The organism is Streptomyces sp. NBC_00286 (assembly GCF_036173125.1).
GTDB lineage: Bacteria > Actinomycetota > Actinomycetes > Streptomycetales > Streptomycetaceae > Streptomyces.
Map to the genome: position 1 here is coordinate 8,471,388 of NZ_CP108054.1, position 18,366 is coordinate 8,489,753.

The window sequence follows — 18,366 nt, forward strand, 5'->3', positions numbered from 1 at the left end:
GGGAGTGGGGGCGCACCCTTTGTCGGGCTGCGCCCGCTCCCGCCTGTTTGTATTTCGGCCGCGGGCCCGGCTGTGGCTGGTCGCTCCCCCACTCTCGGCTGCTCCCCCACTCTCGGCTTCGCTCGAGCGGGGGGACCCCCATGAGCGGGGGGACCCCCATGAGCGGGGGGACCCCCATCGCGGCGGAGCCGCAAATTGAAACAGCCCCGCGCCCCTGCTGAAGGGGCGCTTCAGTTACCCGAGGCGATGAGCCAGACCCCCCGTGCACCTCACCTCGTCGCCCGCCGTGATCAGCAAGGCCTCGACGTCCGGCAGCGACTCCAGCCAGTCGAGGGCCTGGCGGGAACCCATCGCGAAAGCCGCCGTAGCCCAGGCGTCCGCCCAGGTGAGGCGGGGGCACACCACAGTCACAGCGACCAGGTCCGTGACCGCGGAGCGCCCGGTGCCCGGGTCCACGATGTGGACGCCGCGCTCGGCGGTACCCGAGGTGGCGACCGCCAGTTCGTCGGCGCCGGCCGCGGAGACGACCGCCGCGAGGGAGCCGGGACGCAGCGGGTCCGAGACGCCGACCCGCCAGGGCCGCTCGGGCCCCGGCGTGCCGAGCAACTGCACGTCGCCGCCGCCGTTCACGCTGACGCCGCTCACCCCGGCGGCCATCAGATGCCGGGCCGCGCGCTCGACCGACCAGCCCTTCACCAGACCGGTCGGGTCGACGACACCCCCGTACTTCGTGCTGAACCAGCCGTCGCTCAACCGCTCGGCCTCGGCGCACAGTTCGAGGACTTCGGCGACCTCGGGGTCGCACTGCTCCACGGTCAGCTCCTCCCGGCCGAGCCGGGAGACCTGACTGTTCTCCTTGTACGTGCTGAACACGGCGTCCACCACGTGGAGTTGGGCGATCGCCTCCTCCAACGCGGTCTGCACGGCCGCCGCTTCGCCCCCGCGCACGTCGAACGAGACGACCGTGCCCATCACCTCCTCCGCGTGACGCACCGCGGGGGGCGCCTGCGCGGGATCCGCCACCTCAGCCACCGACCTGGTCCAGGGCGTTCTGGAGGGACTTCTTGTAGCCGGCGCTGGTGTAACTGGCACCCGAGACGGCGTCGATGTCGGCGCTGCCCGCGGCGACGGCGGCCTGGTTGAGCTTCGGGATCGAGTTGGCGCTGACCTGGTCGCTGCGTCCGCCCTTGGGCTTCTGTACCGCCTCGGCCTTGGTGATCTTGCCGCCGTTGTAGGTGATACGGACCTGGACGGGGCCGTACTGGGTCTCGGCGACGGCGCCGGTCAGTACGCGGGCGTCGGGCGCCACATCGGCGGACCCACCGCCGCCACCACTGTCATTGCCGGAATCTGCGGACCCGTCACTGCCACTGCCACTGCTGCCACTGCCCGAACCGGCCTGGCCAGATCCGGCAGCCGACCCGCCACCACCGGACTGCGGAGCCTTGTCGAGGGCCGACTGGAGGGACTTCTTGTAGCCGGCGCTGGTGTAGCTGGCACCGGAGACGGCGTCGATGTCGGCGCTGCCCGCGGCGACGGCGGCCTGGTTGAGCTTGGGGGCGGAGTTGGCGCTGATCTGGTCGCTGCGTCCGCCCTTGGGCATCTGGACGGCTTCAGCCTTGGTGATCTTGTCGCCGGCCATGGTGACGCGGACCTGGACCGGGCCGTACTGCGTGTCGACCGCGTCCCCGGTGACCGTCTTCGCCTGAGCCGAGCCGGACGACGAGCCGCCGCCACCACCGGACTGGGCGGCCTTGTCGAGAGCGGACTGGAGGGACTTCTTGTAGCCGGCGCTGGTGTAGGTGGCGCCGGAGACGGCATCGATGTCGGCGCTGCCGGCGGTGACCGCGGCCTGGTTCAGCTTGGGGATCGCGTCGGCGCTGATCTGGTCGCTGCGTCCGCCCTGCGGCTTCTGGACGGCCTCGGCCTTGGTGATCTTTCCGCCGCTCATGGTGACGCGGACCTGGACCGGGCCGTACTCCGTCTTGGAGGCGGCTCCGGTGACCGTGCCGTCCTGGACGGCCGACTGCTGAGCCCCGCCCTGTGGCGACGCTCCGCCGCCCGGCGCGGCTGCGTCCGACGAGGGGTCTGACGCCGGCTTCAGCGAGAGGACAAGGACGATCCCGGACACGGTGGCGGCGGTGGCGAGCATGGCACGCCGAATGGGGTGACTCTTCTTCATCGCTCCTGACTCCCGTCGCTCACATCTCGAACGACTCGTGATGGATGCGGCGGGCCGGTACGCCCGCGCCGCGGAGTGCTTCGTAGACCTGCTGTGCGAAGCCGGGCGGCCCGCACAGGAAAACGTCATGGCTGTCGACGTCCGGCAGCTTTCTGCGGAGGGTCTCCGCCGAGATGTCGGGTCGCTCGCCGTCCGGGCTGTTGACCGCGTACATGAGCCGGGCGCCGCGCTCGTCGGCGATGGCGGCCAGCTCGTCCCACAGGGCCAGGTCCTGGGTGCTGTTGGCCCGGTAGAGCAGCGTCAGATCGCCGGGCGAGCCGGGCAGCGTCTCGAACAGCGCCCGCATCGGGGTGATGCCGACACCGCCCGCGATCAGCAGCACCTTGCCGCTCCTGCGCCGGGAGGCGGTCATCGCGCCGTACGGGCCCTCGGCCCAGACGCGGGTACCGGGCTCCAGTTCGCGCAGCCTGGAGGTGTGGTCCCCAATCGCCTTCACCGTGATGCGCAGCATGTTGGGGCGGGGCGCCGCCGACAGGGAGTACGGGTGCGAGCTGAAGCGCATGCCGGGCGCCATGAACCGCCACCGGAAGAACTGCCCGGCCTCGGCGCCGATGCGGTGCAGCCGCCGCCCCGAGATCAGCACCGAGACGACTCCGGGTGCCTCCTCGACGACGTCCGCGACCCGCATACGGTGCCGCAGGTTCAGCCGGATCGGCACGAGCACCCGGTACCAGAGCGCCAATGCGGTCACGGCCCCGTACAGCGCGTACCAGGCCGTGGTCGCGGCGGGCTGGACGGCGAAGTCGTTGCCCGTGGACAGCTGGTGCCAGAAGGACAGGTACACGGCCGCGTAGGTGAGCAGGTGGATGTGGTACCAGGTGTCGTACGGGATCCTGCGCCGGATGCCGCCGATGGAGATCAGGCCGATGAACAGCAGCAGACTCGTGCCGATCGCCGCCTTGCCCATGTCCGGCAGCGTGTTCACCGAGTCGATGGTCTGCTCGACGATCCCGGAGAACCCGAGGCCGGCCTGCAGCGCGTAGCCGTACATGGTCAGGATGAGGTGCGCGAGGACCAGGCAGAGCGTGTAGCGGCCGCTCATCGCGTGCCAGCGCGCCACGCGGTCCGAGCCGACGCGGCGCTCCAGCGCGGGCACCCGGGCCATCTGCAACACCACGAGGGCCATCAGATAGCCGGCCAGCAGACCGGTGATCCGGCCGGCGCCGAGAATCCGGTCCGTGTTGTTGGCGATGGCCGGAGTGTTGCTCCACCACAGCCAGACCACCCCCACCGCACCCGCCCAGACAGCGAGCAGGAGCGGGACTGCGGGATTGCGGCGAGGGCGGATACGGCGCAACGTCTGGCGCCGCGCAGCGCGACCGCCGGCGATCGTACTCACGGTTCCTCCGTGGGACTGGCGAGAGGGGGAGTGGCCCTTGGCCCAGTGGTACGTCGCGGGACGCCAGCTTGTTCAATCGACCAGGGAGCAAGGGGCGAACTGCTGCGACCCGCGGTAACCCACGGCGACTTCAGACGCTCGGACTCGGGGGAGGGCGGCGGTCCCTCAACGCGAAGGCCCCCAAGGGATGGGCTCCCAAAGGGGGCAGACGGACTCCGTGGCCGCCCCGGCCCAGCGCTCGGGGCAGCCACGGAGGGCTTACTCGGTGGCGTTACTCACTGGACTTACTGGTTGAGCTCGCAGGTCGCGAGGGCTTCGAGGCCCTCGGGCTTCTCGGCGGCGCGGCCGATCGCGGTCTCGATGCGGTTCAGGGCCGCGACGCGCTTGTCCTCGAGCGGGCCGAGGATGGCGTTCTGGATGAAGTTGGGGCCGCCCTGGCCGACGGTGTCGACGATGCGCTTGTTGGCATCGGCGATCTGGTTGTCGAGCTGGGCGAGGTTGCTGTCCACCTCGGCCTGCGCGGAGGCGGGGATCTCGGCGGGGAGGCTCGACTCGACCTCGGGGCAGCTGATGGTGCCCGCGGCACCGGCGTTGCCCGCGTCGTCCTCGGCTCCGCCCGCATCCTCGTCGTTGCCGGCGTCACCGGCCGCGTCCCCGGCGCCGTCTTCGTTCCCGCCCGCCGCGTCGGTCGGCGCCTCGGTCGGCTCCTCCTCGGCCTCGCCGCCCGCGTCACCCGCGTTGAGCTCGCAGGTCGCGAGGGCTTCGAGGCCCTCGGGCTTCTCGGCGGCGCGGCCGATGGCCGTCTCGATGCGGTTCAGGGCCGCGACGCGCTTGTCCTCGAGCGGGCCGAGGATGGCGTTCTGGATGAAGTTGGGGCCGCCCTGGCCGACGGTGTCGACGATGCGCTTGTTGGCATCGGCGATCTGGTTGTCGAGCTGGGCGAGGTTGCTGTCCACCTCGGCCTGCGCGGAGGCGGGGATCTCGGCGGGGAGGCTGCCCTCCACGGCCGGGCAGTTCACGGTGCCGGGTGACGCGTTTGTGGCGGCCTGGTCGGAGTTGTTCTTCGACGTTTCGCCGGCCAAGGCCGATCCGGCGATCACGGCGCCGGACAACACCACTGCGGCGGCGCCGCCGATCATCGCCACCCGGCGTCTGTTGTACTTCGGGAGAGCCCTGGACATGCGGAAGCCTCGCTCTGGTCGGGGGTTGGGCCGCCCGTGGTCGTTCCGGGCGGCGCACTCCAGCGGTCGTTTACAAACGCGGCGCCTGCGTTCAGCGGGAGGTACGGGAAAGCGGTTTCAGCCGTTCAAACGAAACCTGAGATTTGTTCGCGGTCTTCTCGCGCGGCACCCGTCAGACCCCCGCGATTGACGAACCATGCAGAGTCCTGCATACTCATGCATGTCAGCGAATGCACTGTGAGGAGAAACCCGTGACCGAGCGCGTCGTACTCGCCTACTCGGGCGGCCTGGACACCTCCGTCGCCATCGGCTGGATCGCCGAGGAGACGGGCGCCGAGGTCATCGCCGTTGCCGTGGACGTCGGCCAGGGCGGCGAGGACCTGGACGTCATCCGCAAGCGCGCGCTCTCCTGCGGTGCCGTGGAGGCCGAGGTCGCGGACGCCAAGGACGAGTTCGCCGAGGAGTACTGCCTCCCGGCGATCAAGGCCAACGCCCTCTACATGGACCGCTATCCGCTGGTCTCCGCCCTCTCCAGGCCGACCATCGTCAAGCACCTCGTAGCCGCCGCCCAGAAGCACGGCGCCACCACGGTCGCCCACGGCTGCACCGGCAAGGGCAACGACCAGGTCCGCTTCGAGGCCGGCATCGTCGCCCTCGCCCCCGACCTCAAGTGCATCGCCCCGGTCCGCGACTACGCGATGACCCGGGACAAGGCGATCGCCTTCTGCGAGGACAAGGGCCTGCCGATCGCCACCACCAAGAAGTCGCCGTACTCCATCGACCAGAACGTCTTCGGACGCGCCGTCGAGACCGGCTTCCTGGAGGACATCTGGAACGCCCCGATCGAGGACGTCTACGAGTACACGCAGAACCCCGCGCTCCCGCGTGAGGCCGACGAGGTGATCGTCACCTTCAAGGCGGGCGTCCCGGTCGCCATCGACGGCAAGCCCGTCACCGTCCTGCAGGCCATCCAGCAGCTCAACGAGCGCGCCGGCGCCCAGGGCATCGGCCGGATCGACATGGTCGAGGACCGCCTCGTCGGCATCAAGTCCCGTGAGGTGTACGAGGCTCCCGGCGCCATCGCACTGATCACGGCCCACCAGGAGCTGGAGAACGTCACCGTCGAGCGCGAACTCGCCCGCTACAAGCGGCAGGTCGAGCAGCGCTGGGGCGAGCTGGTCTACGACGGCCTGTGGTTCTCCCCGCTCAAGCGCGCCCTGGACGGCTTCATCAACGAGGCCAACCAGCACGTCTCCGGCGACATCCGGATGACCCTGCACGGCGGTCGCGCCGTCGTCACCGGCCGCCGCTCCGAGTCGTCGCTGTACGACTTCAACCTCGCGACGTACGACACGGGCGACTCCTTCGACCAGTCGGCGGCGAAGGGCTTCATCGACATCTACAGCCTGTCGTCGAAGATCGCGGCGAAGCGGGACCTGGCGTAGGCGCTCCGCTGGAGGGCGGTTGGAAGACTGCGGGCCGTCTGTGGCTGGTCGCTCCCCCACTCTCGGCTTCGCTCGAGCGGGGGGACCCCCATCGCGGCGGAGCCGCAAATTGACGCAGCCCCGCGCCCCTGAAGGGGCGCCACCCTGCGCTCGACTCAGCACAGCGTGCCTACGCACGCACTAGCCTGACGACCGCCTCCTCACCGAGTCCGTGAGGAGGCGGTCGCACATCATCACTCCGAGGAGCAGAGCAAGTGAGCAGCAACAGCGGTGACGTACGGCTCTGGGGCGGCCGTTTCGCCGACGGTCCCGCCGAGGCCCTGGCGAAGCTGTCCGCGTCCGTCCACTTCGACTGGCGGCTCGCGCCCTACGACATCGCCGGTTCGCGGGCCCACGCGCGCGTGCTGCACAAGGCAGGCCTGCTCACCGACGACGAGCTGACCCGGATGCTCGCCGGGCTCGACCAGCTCGAAGCCGATGTCGCGGACGGCTCCTTCGTCGGCACCATCGCCGACGAGGACGTCCACACCGCCCTGGAGCGGGGCCTGTTGGAGCGGCTCGGCCCGGACCTCGGCGGCAAGCTGCGCGCGGGCCGCTCGCGCAACGACCAGGTTGCCACGCTCTTCCGCATGTACCTGCGCGACCACGCCCGCATCATCGGCGGCCTGATCGCCGACCTCCAGGACGCCCTGATCGGCCTGGCCGAGGCCCACCCGGACGTCGCCATGCCGGGTCGTACGCACCTTCAGCACGCCCAGCCGGTGCTGTTCGCCCATCACGTACTGGCCCACGCCCAGGCCCTTTCCCGGGACGCCGAGCGCCTGCGCCAGTGGGACGAGCGCACGGCCGTCTCGCCCTACGGCTCGGGAGCCCTGGCCGGCTCCTCCCTCGGCCTCGACCCGGAGGCGGTCGCCAAGGACCTGGGCTTCGAGCACGGCAGCTCGGGCAACTCCATCGACGGCACGGCCTCCCGTGACTTCGTAGCCGAGTTCGCCTTCATCACCGCGATGATCGGCGTGAACCTCTCCCGGATCGCCGAGGAAATCATCCTCTGGAACACGAAGGAGTTCTCCTTCGTCACCCTCCACGACGCCTTCTCCACCGGCTCGTCGATCATGCCCCAGAAGAAGAACCCCGACATCGCGGAGCTGGCCCGCGGCAAGTCGGGCCGCCTGATCGGCAACCTCTCCGGCCTGCTGGCCACGCTCAAGGCCCTGCCCCTCGCCTACAACCGAGACCTCCAGGAGGACAAGGAGCCGGTCTTCGACTCCTGCGACCAACTCGAGGTCCTCCTCCCCGCGTTCACCGGCATGATGGCGACTCTGACCATCAACCGCGAACGCATGGAGGAACTGGCCCCGGCCGGTTTCTCCCTCGCTACGGACATCGCCGAGTGGCTGGTAAAGCAGGGTGTCCCGTTCCGAGTAGCACACGAGGTAGCGGGCGAGTGCGTAAAGGTAGCCGAGTCCGAAAACAAGGAACTCGACCAACTTACGGATGACCAGTTCGCAAAGATCTCGGCGCACCTGACCCCCGAGGTCCGCACAGTACTGAACGTCCCTGGAGCCCTGTCCTCCCGCAACGGCAGGGGCGGCACGGCCCCGAGCGCGGTAGCCACCCAACTGGCAGAGGTAAAGGCAGACGTGGCAAAACAACACGAGTGGGCAACGGCAAAAGAGAAGCGGTAACTACTGGTTAAGCGGCGCAGCCGCTTTTTCAGGGGCGCGGAGCTGTATTGATTTGCGGCTCCGCCGCGTGGGCGCGACCAGCCACACACAACCCGCACTCGCCAACGACCATGAACTCCCGAGCTCTTATGCGGGGGTTCCAGGGGCGCAGCCCCTGCAGGATGGGACGGGTAGGGGCGGCGGGGGCGAGAACCGCCGAAGGCGAATCCCCGCGGGTTACGTTGGTCAAGCAGCCGCACCGGAGCCGACCGAAACGGAGCCCGCGATGCCCTTCGCCCGCCTCGCGACCGCCACCACCCCCACCTGCCACATCGGCCTGGGCCTCGCCGCAGTAGCCCGCCCCGGCTACATCAACCTCGGCCGGGAGGTCGACCTCCCGGCTGACCGCACCGTCGAAGCCCTACGCGAGCGAACCCACGAACTCCTCGACGCCGCCTACGCCCAAGGCGTCCGCTACTTCGACGCAGCCCGCTCCTACGGCCGCTCCGAGGAGTTCCTCGCCGACTGGCTCCGCACCCACCCCCACATCGACGACGTAGTCATCGGCAGCAAATGGGGCTACACCTACACCGCAGACTGGCGCACGGACGCCGAGCAACACGAGGTCAAGAACCACAGCGCGGCCACGTACGAACGCCAGCGCGCCGAGACCGCCGCCCTGCTCGGCGACCGCCTCGACCTCTACCAGATCCACTCCGTGACCCCGGACAGCCCGGCCCTCACCGACAAGGAACTCCACGCCAAGCTGGCGGAAGCCGCCGCCCAGGGGATCACGATCGGCTTCTCCACCAGCGGACCGGCCCAGGCCGAAGCCATCCGCACCGCGCTCGCCGTGACGGTCGACGGCGAGCCCCTGTTCCGTACCGTCCAGGCCACCTACAACGCCCTGGAAACCTCCGCCGCACCCGCCCTCGCCGAGGCCCACGACGCCGGACTCACCGTGCTCGTCAAGGAGGCCATGGCCAACGGCCGCCTCGCCGGCCCGTACGCCCCCGAACCGGTACGCGCCATCGCCGAGTCGGCGGAACTCGGCCCCGACGCGGTAGCCCTGGCCCTCGTCCTGCACCAGCCCTGGGCCGGCGTCGTCCTCTCCGGAGCGGCCACCGTCAATCAGCTCGTCTCGAACCTGCACGCCGCGGTGGTCGACCTCGACGACGAACAGGTGGCCCGGCTGGCCGCACTCGCCGAGGAGCCGCACGCGTACTGGGAACGGCGCGGGCAACTGCCCTGGCACTGAGCACCACCCGATCCCACCGAAGCACCGGCATGGATGAGCCACGTACGCCTTGAATGAGACATTAACGTCTCACATGCGCTATGGTCGTCTCATGGCTGTCGACCGCGCACACGTACTCCGCAGCGCCGCCGCGCTGCTCACCCGCAAGGCCACCGCCACCATGGACGAGGTGGCCAAGGCGGCCGGGATCAGCCGGGCCACCCTGCACCGCGAGTTCGCGGGGCGGGACGCGCTCGTACGGGCCCTCGAAGCCCTCGGCATCGAGGAGTGCGAGGCCGCGCTGGACGCGGCGCGGCTCGACGAGGGGCCCGCGAGCGAGGCCGTACGCCGCCTCGTGCGCGAGATCGAGCCCGCCGCCGGACTGCTCTCGTTCCTCTACACGGAGAATCAGCTCTTCGAGGGCGAGCAGCAGAACGAGGGCTGGGGGCGGCTCGACGCCCGGATCTCCGCGTTGTTCCGGCGTGGCCAGGAGAGCGGGGAGTTCCGTATCGACCTCACTCCGGCCTGGCTCACCGAGGCGCTGTTCGGGCTGATCGCGTCCGGTGTCTGGGTCGTCCTGAGCGGCAAGGTCGCCGCCAAGGACGTCCACTACATGATCGTCGAGCTGTTGCTCGGCGGCGCACTTCGGAGGGAACCATGACCAGCACGCAGCAGTGGACGGCGGCGACGGAAGTGGAGAAGCGCCCCGGGCGCTGGCTCGCGCTGTCCGTGCTCGTCCTCGCGGTGCTGCTCGTCGCCGTCGACGCGACCGTGCTGGGGCTCGCCACCCCGTACATCAGCGAGGATCTGAAGCCGTCCGGCACACAGTTGCTGTGGATCGGTGACGTCTACTCGTTCGTGATCGCCGGTCTGCTCGTCTCGATGGGCAGCCTCGGTGACCGTATCGGCCGTAAGAAGCTGCTGCTCATCGGTTCGGTCGCGTTCGGTCTTGTCTCTGTGCTCAACGCCTATGCGAGCACTCCTGAGTTGCTGATCGTGGCGCGGGCGCTGCTCGGTGTCGCGGGTGCGACCCTGATGCCCGCCACGCTCGCCCTCATCCGTAACCTCTTCCACGACCCGCGCGAACGCAGTCTCGCCGTCGGCATCTGGGGCGCGACCGCATCCGCGGGCATGGCGATCGGACCGATCGCCGGCGGTTTCCTGCTGGAGCACTTCTGGTGGGGTTCTGTCTTCCTCATCAACCTCCCCGTGATGGCGGTCCTCGTCCTCGTCGGGATGAAGCTGCTGCCCGAGTCCCGCAACCCCGAGCCCGGCCCATGGGACCTGACCAGCGTCTTCCTGTCCCTCGTCGGCATGGTCGGCATCGTGTACGGGATCAAGGAGACCGCCGCGCACGGGGTGAGCGGGCAAGCGGCTGCGGCGGGTCTGCTCGGAGGCCTCGCGCTCTTCGGCTTCGTGCGACGTCAATTCGCTTTGAAATCACCGCTGTTGGACATGCGACTGTTCCGCAACCGTGGCTTCTCGGCGGCCGTGCTCGCCGATCTGCTGACCATTCTCGGTCTGTCCGGACTGGTCTTCTTCCTCTCGCAGTATCTGCAACTCGTCCAGGGCATGCGGCCGTTGATGGCGGGTCTTGCCGAACTGCCCGCCGCGGTGGGCGCGGTGGCGGCCGGCCTGATCGCGGGCACGGTGGCGCGCCGGTACTCGGTCCGTGCCGTCGTCGCGGGCGGGCTCGCCGCGGTCGGCCTCGCGCTGGCCACGCTCACGCTGCTCCACCAGTCCACCGGCTACCCGCTGCTCGGCGGTGCGCTGCTGGTCGTCGGCGTCGGCGCGGGCTTCTCGTTCACCGTGACCGCCGACGTGATCCTCTCCAGCGTGCCCAAGGAGCAGGCGGGCGCGGCGTCCGCGGTCTCCGAGACGGCGTACGAACTCGGCGCGGCCCTCGGCATCGCGCTTCTCGGCTCCATCGTCACGAGCGTCTACGGCGGCTTCACTGCTCCGGCGGGTACGTCCCCGGAGGTGGCCGCCGCGGCACACGAGTCCCTGGGCGGCGCGGTGGAGGCGACGGCCGGTCTCCCGAACGCGGAGGCGCTGCTGAACGCCGCCCGCACCGCCTTCGTCGACGGGCTCACGCTCGCGGCGGGCGCCGGCGCGGTGGTGCTGCTCGGTGCGGCGGTGGCGGCGTGGTTCCTGCTGCGCGGGCAGAAGCTGGAGAGCGGGACGGAGCACCCGTAACCGCCGGGCGTCGTGTCGGCGTACGGCTCAAATCCCCAGCTCAGGGGTTCCTTTAAGCTCGCTTTCGCCTTCACCTGATGGTCTTGGTCGCGTACCCGATGTCGTCCCATACGGCTGAAGGAGCCACCGACCATGACACGTCGTACCCGTAAGACAGTTGTCGTCGCCGTCACCGTGCTGGCCGCCGCGGGCCTGGCCGGAGGCGGTGTCGCCATCGCCGCCGACGGCGACGAACCGAAGCGCGACAAGGTCGAGTTCGTCGTCGAGGAAGGCACGTCGAACAGCGGAACCAGCCTCTACGACCGCGAGGACTGCCCCGAGAAGGACGGGACCGGCGGCAGCAGCCCGTCCGAGTCCACGGGCGATCCCGCCGAAGCGCTGTGACCGCCCCATGACCGCCGCATCACCGTCCCCCGGAGGCCATGAGGACCGCGTGAGCCGTCACGGCCGCGAGAGCCTTGACGGACGCGAGAGCTTTGACCGTGAAGGCTTCGAGGGCCGTGAAGGCAAGCTGCTCGAAGAGGCGCTCTTCGAGGTCAAGCGGGTGATCGTGGGCCAGGACCGCATGGTGGAGCGGATGTTCACCGCGGTTCTGGCCCGCGGGCACTGCCTGCTGCAGGGTGTGCCGGGTGTCGCCAAGACGCTTGCCGCGAAGACCCTCGCCCAGGTCGCGGGCGGAAAGTTCGCTCGGCTCCAGTTCACCCCGGACCTCGTACCGTCCGACATCACCGGCACCCGGATCTACCGGCAGTCCAGTGAGACCTTCACCGTCGAACCCGGCCCCGTCGTCGCGAACTTCGTCCTCGCCGACGAGATCAACCGCGCCCCCGCCAAGGTGCAGTCCGCGCTCCTCGAAGTGATGGGCGAGCACCAGGTCTCCATCGGCGGCACCACCATCCCCGTCCCCCAGCCGTTCCTCGTACTCGCCACCCAGAACCCCATCGAGTCCGAGGGCGTCTACCAACTCCCCGAAGCCCAGCGCGACCGCTTCCTGCTCAAGGTGGAGATCGCCGCCCCGAGCGAGTCCGAAGAGCTCGCGATCCTCTACCGGATGAGCGTCGACCCGCCCCGGGCGCGCCCCGTCCTCACCCCGGAGCGGCTCATCGCGCTCCAGCGCGCCGCCGACGAGGTGTTCGTGCACCACGCGATCGCCGAGTACGCCGTACGACTGATCGTCTCGACCCGTGAACTCGCGGGCCGCGACGGCCGGCTGGCGCACGGCGCGGGGCCTCGCGCCACCCTCGGCCTGGTCGCCGCCGCCCGCGCGCTCGCTCTGCTGCGCGGCCGGGGCTACGTGCTTCCCGAGGACGTACACGATCTGGCTCACGAGGTCATCGCGCACCGGCTGGTGCTGTCCTTCGACGCGCTCGCCGACGGAGTCACCGGAGCCGAGATCGTCGACGAGGTGCTGGCCGCGGTGGAGCAGCCGCGGGTCAGTCCGCGCCACGACCTCGGGCCCGACCCCCAGGAGTATGTGGCATGAGCGGCAGCACCCCGAGCCTGCGCGAACTCACCCCCGAACAGGCCCTGAAACACCTGGAGTTGCTCTTCACCCGCCGCCCCGACGGCCTCCTCCAGGGGGATCACACGGGGCTCGTGCCCGGTCCCGGCAGCGAGGTGTCCGAGACCCGTCCGTACGTCATCGGGGACGACGTACGCCGGATGGACTGGAGCGCCACCGCGCGCACCACCGTCCCGCACGTCCGGCTCACCCTCGCCGACCGCGAACTGACCACCTGGATCGTCCTCGACGCCTCCGCGAGCATGGACTTCGGCACCGCTCAGATGGAGAAGCGGGACCTGGCCGTCGGCGCCGCCGCGGCCGTCGCCTTCCTCACCGAGCGGGCCGGGAACCGGATCGGCGCCCAGATCACCGGGCCCGACGGCATCCGGCGGATACCGCCGCGCACCGGTCGCGCCCACCTCCTCAGAGTCCTGCGAGCCGCACTGGACCGGCCCCGCGTGGCACCCGGCCCGCCCGTCGCCGGGCAGAGCCTCGCCGACGCCCTGTACGCCTTGCGGACCCTGCCGGGGCGAGGCCTCGTCGCCGTCGTCTCCGACTTCCTGGAGACGGGTTGGGAGCAGCCGCTGCGTACGATCGCCCACCGGCATCAGCTGCTCGCGGTCGAGACGGTCGACCCTCGCGAAATGGAGCTGCCCGCTGTCGGGTTGCTCACCGTCGTCGACACCGAGACGGGGCGCAAGCGGGAAATCTCCACCAACGCACGGCGGTTGCGTGAGCGGTACGCCGCGGCGGCGCAGGAACAGCGGGCGCTGATCAAGGCCTCCATACGCCGGTCTGGCGCGGCTCATCTGCGGCTGCGTACGGATCGTGACTGGGTGCGGGATGTCGTACGGCATGTCGCGGCCCAGCGGCGCAGGGCGGGAGGCGGTGCCGCGTGAACGTCCGGTCCGCGCAGGTGAGCGTCACGTCACCGTCACCGCCGCCGTCCGCATCCGTCTTCCGGGAGCTGCTATGAGTCTGCGTTCGCCCGGCTGGCTGTTGCTTCTGGTGCCGCTGCTCGCGCTGATCGCCGTGTATCTGGTGGTGCAGCGACGGCGCGGCCGGTACGCCGTCCGGTTCACCAACCTCGATCTGCTGGACAAGGTCGCGCCCAAGCAGCCCGGTTGGCGGCGGCATGTCCCCGCGGCCGCCTTCTGCGCCATGCTCTGCCTGCTGATCGTCGGCTTCGCTCGGCCCTCCACCGAGGTGCGGGTGCCGCGCGAACGGGCCACGATCGTTGTCGCCTTCGACGTCTCGGCCTCCATGGAGGCCACTGATGTCGAGCCGACCCGCTTCGAGGCGGCCCAGCGGGCGGCTCTCGCGTTCGTCGACCGGCTGCCCGAGCGGTTCAACGCCGGGCTCGTGCCGTTCAGCGGCACCGCGAACGTGGCGGTGCCGCCGACCACCGACCGGGCCGCGCTGCGCACCGCCATCGAGCGGCTCACCACCGGTGAGGGCACGGCGATCGGCGAGGCCGTCGTCGCCTCGCGGGACGCCGTCCGCACGCTCGACCGGGAGGCCGAGCGGCGTCCGCCGCCTGCCCACATCGTGCTGCTGTCGGACGGCTCCAACACCACGGGGCGCTCCATCGAGGACGCGGCCCAGGAAGCGGCCGGCGACCGGATTCCCGTCTCGACGATCGCGTACGGCACGGAAGGGGGCACCATCGAGCTGCCCTCGGGCGACAGCATTCCCGTCCCTGTGGACGGACCCGCACTGGAGGACCTTGCCTCCGGCACCGGGGGTGACTTCCATGAGGCCGCGACCGGAGAAGAACTCCAGGCGGTGTACGAGGACATCGGCAGCTCCGTGGGGCATCGCACGGAGGAACGCGAGATCTGGCAGTGGTTCGTCGCGGCCGGGCTGCTTGCGGCCTTGGCCGCCGCAGCTACTTCGTTGCTTTGGTTCTCGAGGTTGCCATGACGCTCCGCTCGGTGGGGCAGGAGCGACTAAGCGCCGGGTGCTACAAGGTGTTTTGTCGGCTGCGGGTGCGTTGTGGCTGGTCGCGCAGTTCCCCGCGCCCCTTTCGGGCCGCTGGTCGCGTCCTGCGGCAGAGCCGCGTGTTGTCGCGGCCCCGCGCCGCTTCGGGGCGCTGCCCCGGAAGGCGGTTCGGCGCTGCGGGTGCGTTGTGGCTGGTCGCGCAGTTCCCCGCGCCCCTTTCGGGCCGCTGGTCGCGCCCTGCGGCAGAGCCGCGTGTGTCGCGGCCCCGCGCCCCTTTCGGGCCGCTGGTCGAGCCCAGCGGCAGAGCCGCGTATGTCACAGCCCCGCGCCCCTGGAGGGCGCTGGTCGCGCGCTGCGGTGGGGAGGAGCCGTATGTGCCGCCGCCCCGTGCCCGGAGGGGCGCTGGTCGAGCCACAACTTGAAATAGACCCGTGCCCGTGTGCCCCCACAGGGTCCGCGGTGAGCTAGGAGGAGCTTTCGTGTCCGAGAACCGATACACCGGCCACCCGGGACCCGCGGCCCCTCCGGGGGCCGGGGCCGACGGCCGCGATCATCCGTACGGTGACGCCGGAGCTGACGACGGCTGGTCGAGGGCGGAGGCCGATGGTCGGTACCCCGGTCTGGCTGCTGCGCGCAGCGGCCCGGTCGACGCTCCGCGCGCCGGCGACGCGGACACGGTCGCGTCGTCGCCCGAGCCGGACGGCGGTGTGAAGCCGGGCGCCCAGGGCGGCGGCCCGTCCTCGCGTGGGCCCGCCGAGCCACCCCACGTCGGCCTCGGTGAGCCCCGCGGGCCCGCGTTCGTGCCGGGGCGGCCGCCGGCGGCCTTCGGGGCGGCGGCGCAGGCGGGCCGGACGCCGGAGGCGTATGCGTCGCCGTACGTCAGCCCACAGGCGCCGGCCCCGCGGGCGCCCCGTAAGCCCCGGCCGGTCGTCGCGGCCGTCCTCGCCGCCGTGCTTGCGGGCGGCGCCGCGGGGTACGCCGCCGGGGGCTTCGGCGAGGCGGACTCCGACGCGCCCGCCGCCGCGCAGAACGTCGGAGGGCTCGAAGCCGTCGCCGCACGGGTGCTGCCCAGCGTGGTGTCGATCCAGACCGATGATGGGCAAGGGTCCGGGTTCGTGTTCGACGCGCGTGGGCGGATTCTCACCAACGCGCATGTGGTGGCGGGCAGTTCGGAGGTGTCGATCGAGCTGCAGGACGGCCGGCGGCTTCGTGCGGACGTGCTCGGTGATGATCGTGCCAACGACGTGGCCGTCCTCGAACCCGAGACGGCACGCGGTCTGCGCGCCGCCGATCTCGCCACCGGCGCCCGGCCCGGCGTCGGCGACACCGTCCTCGCCATCGGCTCCCCGCTCGGCCTGAGCGGAACCGTCACCTCCGGCATCGTCAGCGCCCTCGACCGCTCCGTACAGCTCGGCGAGGGCGGCGAGCGACGCCCGGCGCTGCAGACCGACGCGTCGATCAACCCGGGAAACTCCGGCGGACCCCTCGTAGACGCCCGCGGCCGCGTCATCGGCATCAATACGGCCATCGCGACGTTGGACCAGCAACGCGGTGGTTCCATAGGCATCGGGTTCGCGATCCCCGTGGCCGACGCCAGGGAAGCCGCGCAGGCGATCATCGACGGAAGCTAGCGGCAAGGGGTGGAACACCATGAGGCTCCTGGTGGTCGAGGACGAAGAAGACCTGGTCGTCGCGCTCAAGGTCGGCCTCGTCAGGGCCGGATACGCCGTCGACGTCGCCCCGGACGTCGACACGGCCACAGAGAAGCTGGCCGTGAACGACTACGACCTCGTCCTGCTGGACCTCAATCTGCCGGACGGCGACGGGTTCGCGGTGTGCCGGGCGGTACGGGCGACCCAGGGCGGCCCGCGCATCCTGATGCTCACCGCCCGCGACCGGCTCGCCGACCGCGTCCGCGGCCTCGACGAGGGCGCCGACGACTACCTGGTCAAACCCTTCGCGCTGCCCGAACTGCTCGCCCGTATCCGCGCCCTGCTGCGCCGCGAGGACGGCGGCACCTCGGTCGTCGAGGTCGGCGAACTCCGCCTGGACACCGCCCGCTTCGAGGCCTTCCGCGGGGACCGCCCACTCCACCTCACCCCCAAGGAATTCGGTGTCCTGCACTATCTGATGACCCGCCCCGGCCGCGTCGTACCGGCCGAGGAACTGCTCGAACACGTCTGGGACGAGAACGCCGACCCGTTCACCAACACCGTGCGGGTCACGGTCGGCTCCCTGCGCCGGAAGATCACCGGAGACGAGGAGCCCCTCATCGAAACGGTCATCCGGCAGGGCTACCGCCTCAAGGAGGACACCGGGCTCAGGGAGGACGACGGGCTCAGGGAGGACGCGGGATGACCGGCCACCACCGCCGGGGCCGGCTGACCGCCCCACTCCGGCTCATGCGCGCGAGGCTGCGCCTGCCCGCCTTCACCCACACCATCCGCTTCCGGCTCACCGTCCTCTACTCCGGCCTGCTGTTCGTCCTCACCGCACTCGTCCTCGGCGCGACCTACATCGCGGTCGAGCGGAGCGGCGAGGCGCACCCCGTCAGCAATTCGTTCCCGGCGAAGAAGTACATCAACGGCGTCTACATGGGCGAGTTCGACGCCGTGAAGCTCAAGGAGGTCGAGGCCGCCGTCAACTACTCCACCCTGGACAACCTCCGCCGCTCCTCCTTCTTCGTCCTCGGCGGCCTCGGCGTCACCAGCCTCGCCATCGGCTGGATCCTCTCCGGCCGCGTGCTGCGTCCCGTACGGGCCATCTCCCGTACGGCAGCCGACATCCAGGCCACCGATCTCTCGCAGCGCATCCGGCTCGACGGGCCGAAGGACGAACTGCGCGACCTCGCCGACACCATCGACTCCATGCTCGACCGGCTCGACGAGGCCTTCCAGGCCCAACGCCAGCTCATCGACGACGCCTCGCACGAACTGCGCAGCCCGCTCGCCATCATCCGCGCCAACCTGGACGCGGTGCTGACCACCGAGGAGTCCGACGAGGCCGAACGCAGGGCCGCCGCCCGCAGCGTCGACCGTGCGACGACCCGTATGACCCGCCTGGTCGAGGACCTGCTGGCCACGGCCCGCCGCACCGCACCTGCACTCGCCGACGCCGACGTGGACCTGGCCGCGGCGGCCGGCGAGGCCTGCGAGGAGTTCGCACCGCTCGCCGCCGAGCGCGGCCTCGTCCTGCACCGCAGCCTCGCCACGGGCTTGACAGCCATCGGCGACCACGACGCGCTACGCCGAGCCATGGGCAACCTGCTCTCCAACGCCGTACGACTGGCTCCGCCCGGCACCCGCATCACGGTCTCGGCGGGCCGCTCGGAAGGCTGGCTCTGGGCATCCGTACAGGACGAGGGCCCCGGCATCCTGGACGACGACCAGGCCCGAGTCTTCGACCGCTTCTGGCGAGCAAAAAGCAACGGCGGCACCCGAGACCGCCACGCGGGCCTGGGCCTGGCCATCGTCCGCCAGATCGTGGAATCCCACGGCGGCCAAGTCCGCCTCTTCTCCCGAATGGGAGAGGGCTCAACCTTTGTCCTCTGGTTCCCAGCCCCGGGCGCCGAGCAGGTGGATGGCGGACCACCGGAAGAACGGCCCACGTGACTG

The 18,366-nt window shown here is 70.7% G+C and carries 16 protein-coding genes; 12 read left to right on the forward strand and 4 right to left on the reverse strand.

The features are described 5' to 3' along the window. Positions 1–234: 234 nt before the first annotated feature. The 4 genes from OHT21_RS38285 to OHT21_RS38300 form a co-directional block, all read right to left on the reverse strand. Positions 235–972, reverse strand: coding sequence for an FAD:protein FMN transferase (locus OHT21_RS38285; protein WP_443050694.1), 738 nt, complete (start codon positions 970–972; stop codon positions 235–237). Between the two features lie 52 nt (positions 973–1,024). Continuing rightward, a complete protein-coding gene (locus OHT21_RS38290) occupies positions 1,025–2,311 on the reverse strand; it encodes an FMN-binding protein (protein ID WP_443050528.1) in 1,287 nt (428 codons plus the stop codon). Beyond that, complete coding sequence (locus tag OHT21_RS38295; protein WP_328772845.1) at positions 2,202–3,581, reverse strand: ferredoxin reductase family protein; 1,380 nt, start codon at positions 3,579–3,581, stop codon at positions 2,202–2,204. Before OHT21_RS38295 ends, OHT21_RS38290 begins: the two co-directional genes overlap by 110 nt. 284 nt (positions 3,582–3,865) lie before the next feature. Further along, entirely contained in the window at positions 3,866–4,762 is an 897-nt protein-coding gene (locus OHT21_RS38300; RefSeq protein ID WP_328772846.1) for a hypothetical protein, read from the reverse strand. Positions 4,763–5,013: 251 nt separating this feature from the next. On the opposite strand from OHT21_RS38300, the gene OHT21_RS38305 reads away from it, so the two are divergent. From OHT21_RS38305 to OHT21_RS38360, 12 genes are all read left to right on the forward strand, one after another. After that, positions 5,014–6,207 carry an argininosuccinate synthase gene (locus OHT21_RS38305; RefSeq protein WP_328772847.1) on the forward strand — a complete coding sequence of 398 codons (1,194 nt, stop codon included), beginning with the start codon at positions 5,014–5,016 and terminating at the stop codon, positions 6,205–6,207. 254 nt (positions 6,208–6,461) lie between these two features. Next, the gene (gene argH, locus OHT21_RS38310; RefSeq protein WP_328772848.1) at positions 6,462–7,895 is read left to right on the forward strand and encodes an argininosuccinate lyase; all 1,434 of its coding nucleotides are present in this window, start codon (positions 6,462–6,464) and stop codon (positions 7,893–7,895) included. A gap of 265 nt (positions 7,896–8,160) precedes the next feature. Next, positions 8,161–9,132 (forward strand): aldo/keto reductase, encoded by a 972-nt coding sequence (locus OHT21_RS38315; RefSeq protein WP_328772849.1) that lies wholly within the window; start codon positions 8,161–8,163, stop codon positions 9,130–9,132. A 91-nt stretch (positions 9,133–9,223) separates the two neighbouring features. Further along, positions 9,224–9,772, forward strand: a complete 549-nt coding sequence (locus OHT21_RS38320) for a TetR/AcrR family transcriptional regulator (protein WP_328772850.1) — start codon at positions 9,224–9,226, stop codon at positions 9,770–9,772. Then, positions 9,769–11,307, forward strand: a complete 1,539-nt coding sequence (locus OHT21_RS38325; RefSeq protein ID WP_328772851.1) for an MFS transporter — start codon at positions 9,769–9,771, stop codon at positions 11,305–11,307. The genes OHT21_RS38320 and OHT21_RS38325 overlap by 4 nt, the downstream gene beginning before the upstream one ends. Before the next feature lie 132 nt (positions 11,308–11,439). Then, a complete protein-coding gene (locus OHT21_RS38330; protein WP_328772852.1) occupies positions 11,440–11,691 on the forward strand; it encodes a hypothetical protein in 252 nt (83 codons plus the stop codon). Positions 11,692–11,740: 49 nt separating this feature from the next. Continuing rightward, complete coding sequence (locus OHT21_RS38335) at positions 11,741–12,790, forward strand: AAA family ATPase (protein WP_328772853.1); 1,050 nt, start codon at positions 11,741–11,743, stop codon at positions 12,788–12,790. Further along, on the forward strand, positions 12,787–13,710 hold the full coding sequence (locus OHT21_RS38340) for a DUF58 domain-containing protein (protein WP_328772855.1): 924 nt from the start codon (positions 12,787–12,789) through the stop codon (positions 13,708–13,710). Before OHT21_RS38335 ends, OHT21_RS38340 begins: the two co-directional genes overlap by 4 nt. A gap of 73 nt (positions 13,711–13,783) precedes the next feature. After that, on the forward strand, positions 13,784–14,734 hold the full coding sequence (locus OHT21_RS38345) for a VWA domain-containing protein (RefSeq protein ID WP_328772856.1): 951 nt from the start codon (positions 13,784–13,786) through the stop codon (positions 14,732–14,734). 497 nt (positions 14,735–15,231) lie between these two features. Then, positions 15,232–16,383 carry a trypsin-like peptidase domain-containing protein gene (locus OHT21_RS38350; protein WP_328772857.1) on the forward strand — a complete coding sequence of 384 codons (1,152 nt, stop codon included), beginning with the start codon at positions 15,232–15,234 and terminating at the stop codon, positions 16,381–16,383. Between the two features lie 19 nt (positions 16,384–16,402). Beyond that, entirely contained in the window at positions 16,403–17,110 is a 708-nt protein-coding gene (locus tag OHT21_RS38355) for a response regulator transcription factor (RefSeq protein WP_328772858.1), read from the forward strand. Further along, on the forward strand, positions 17,107–18,363 hold the full coding sequence (locus OHT21_RS38360) for a sensor histidine kinase (protein WP_328772859.1): 1,257 nt from the start codon (positions 17,107–17,109) through the stop codon (positions 18,361–18,363). Before OHT21_RS38355 ends, OHT21_RS38360 begins: the two co-directional genes overlap by 4 nt. Positions 18,364–18,366: the final 3 nt, after the last annotated feature.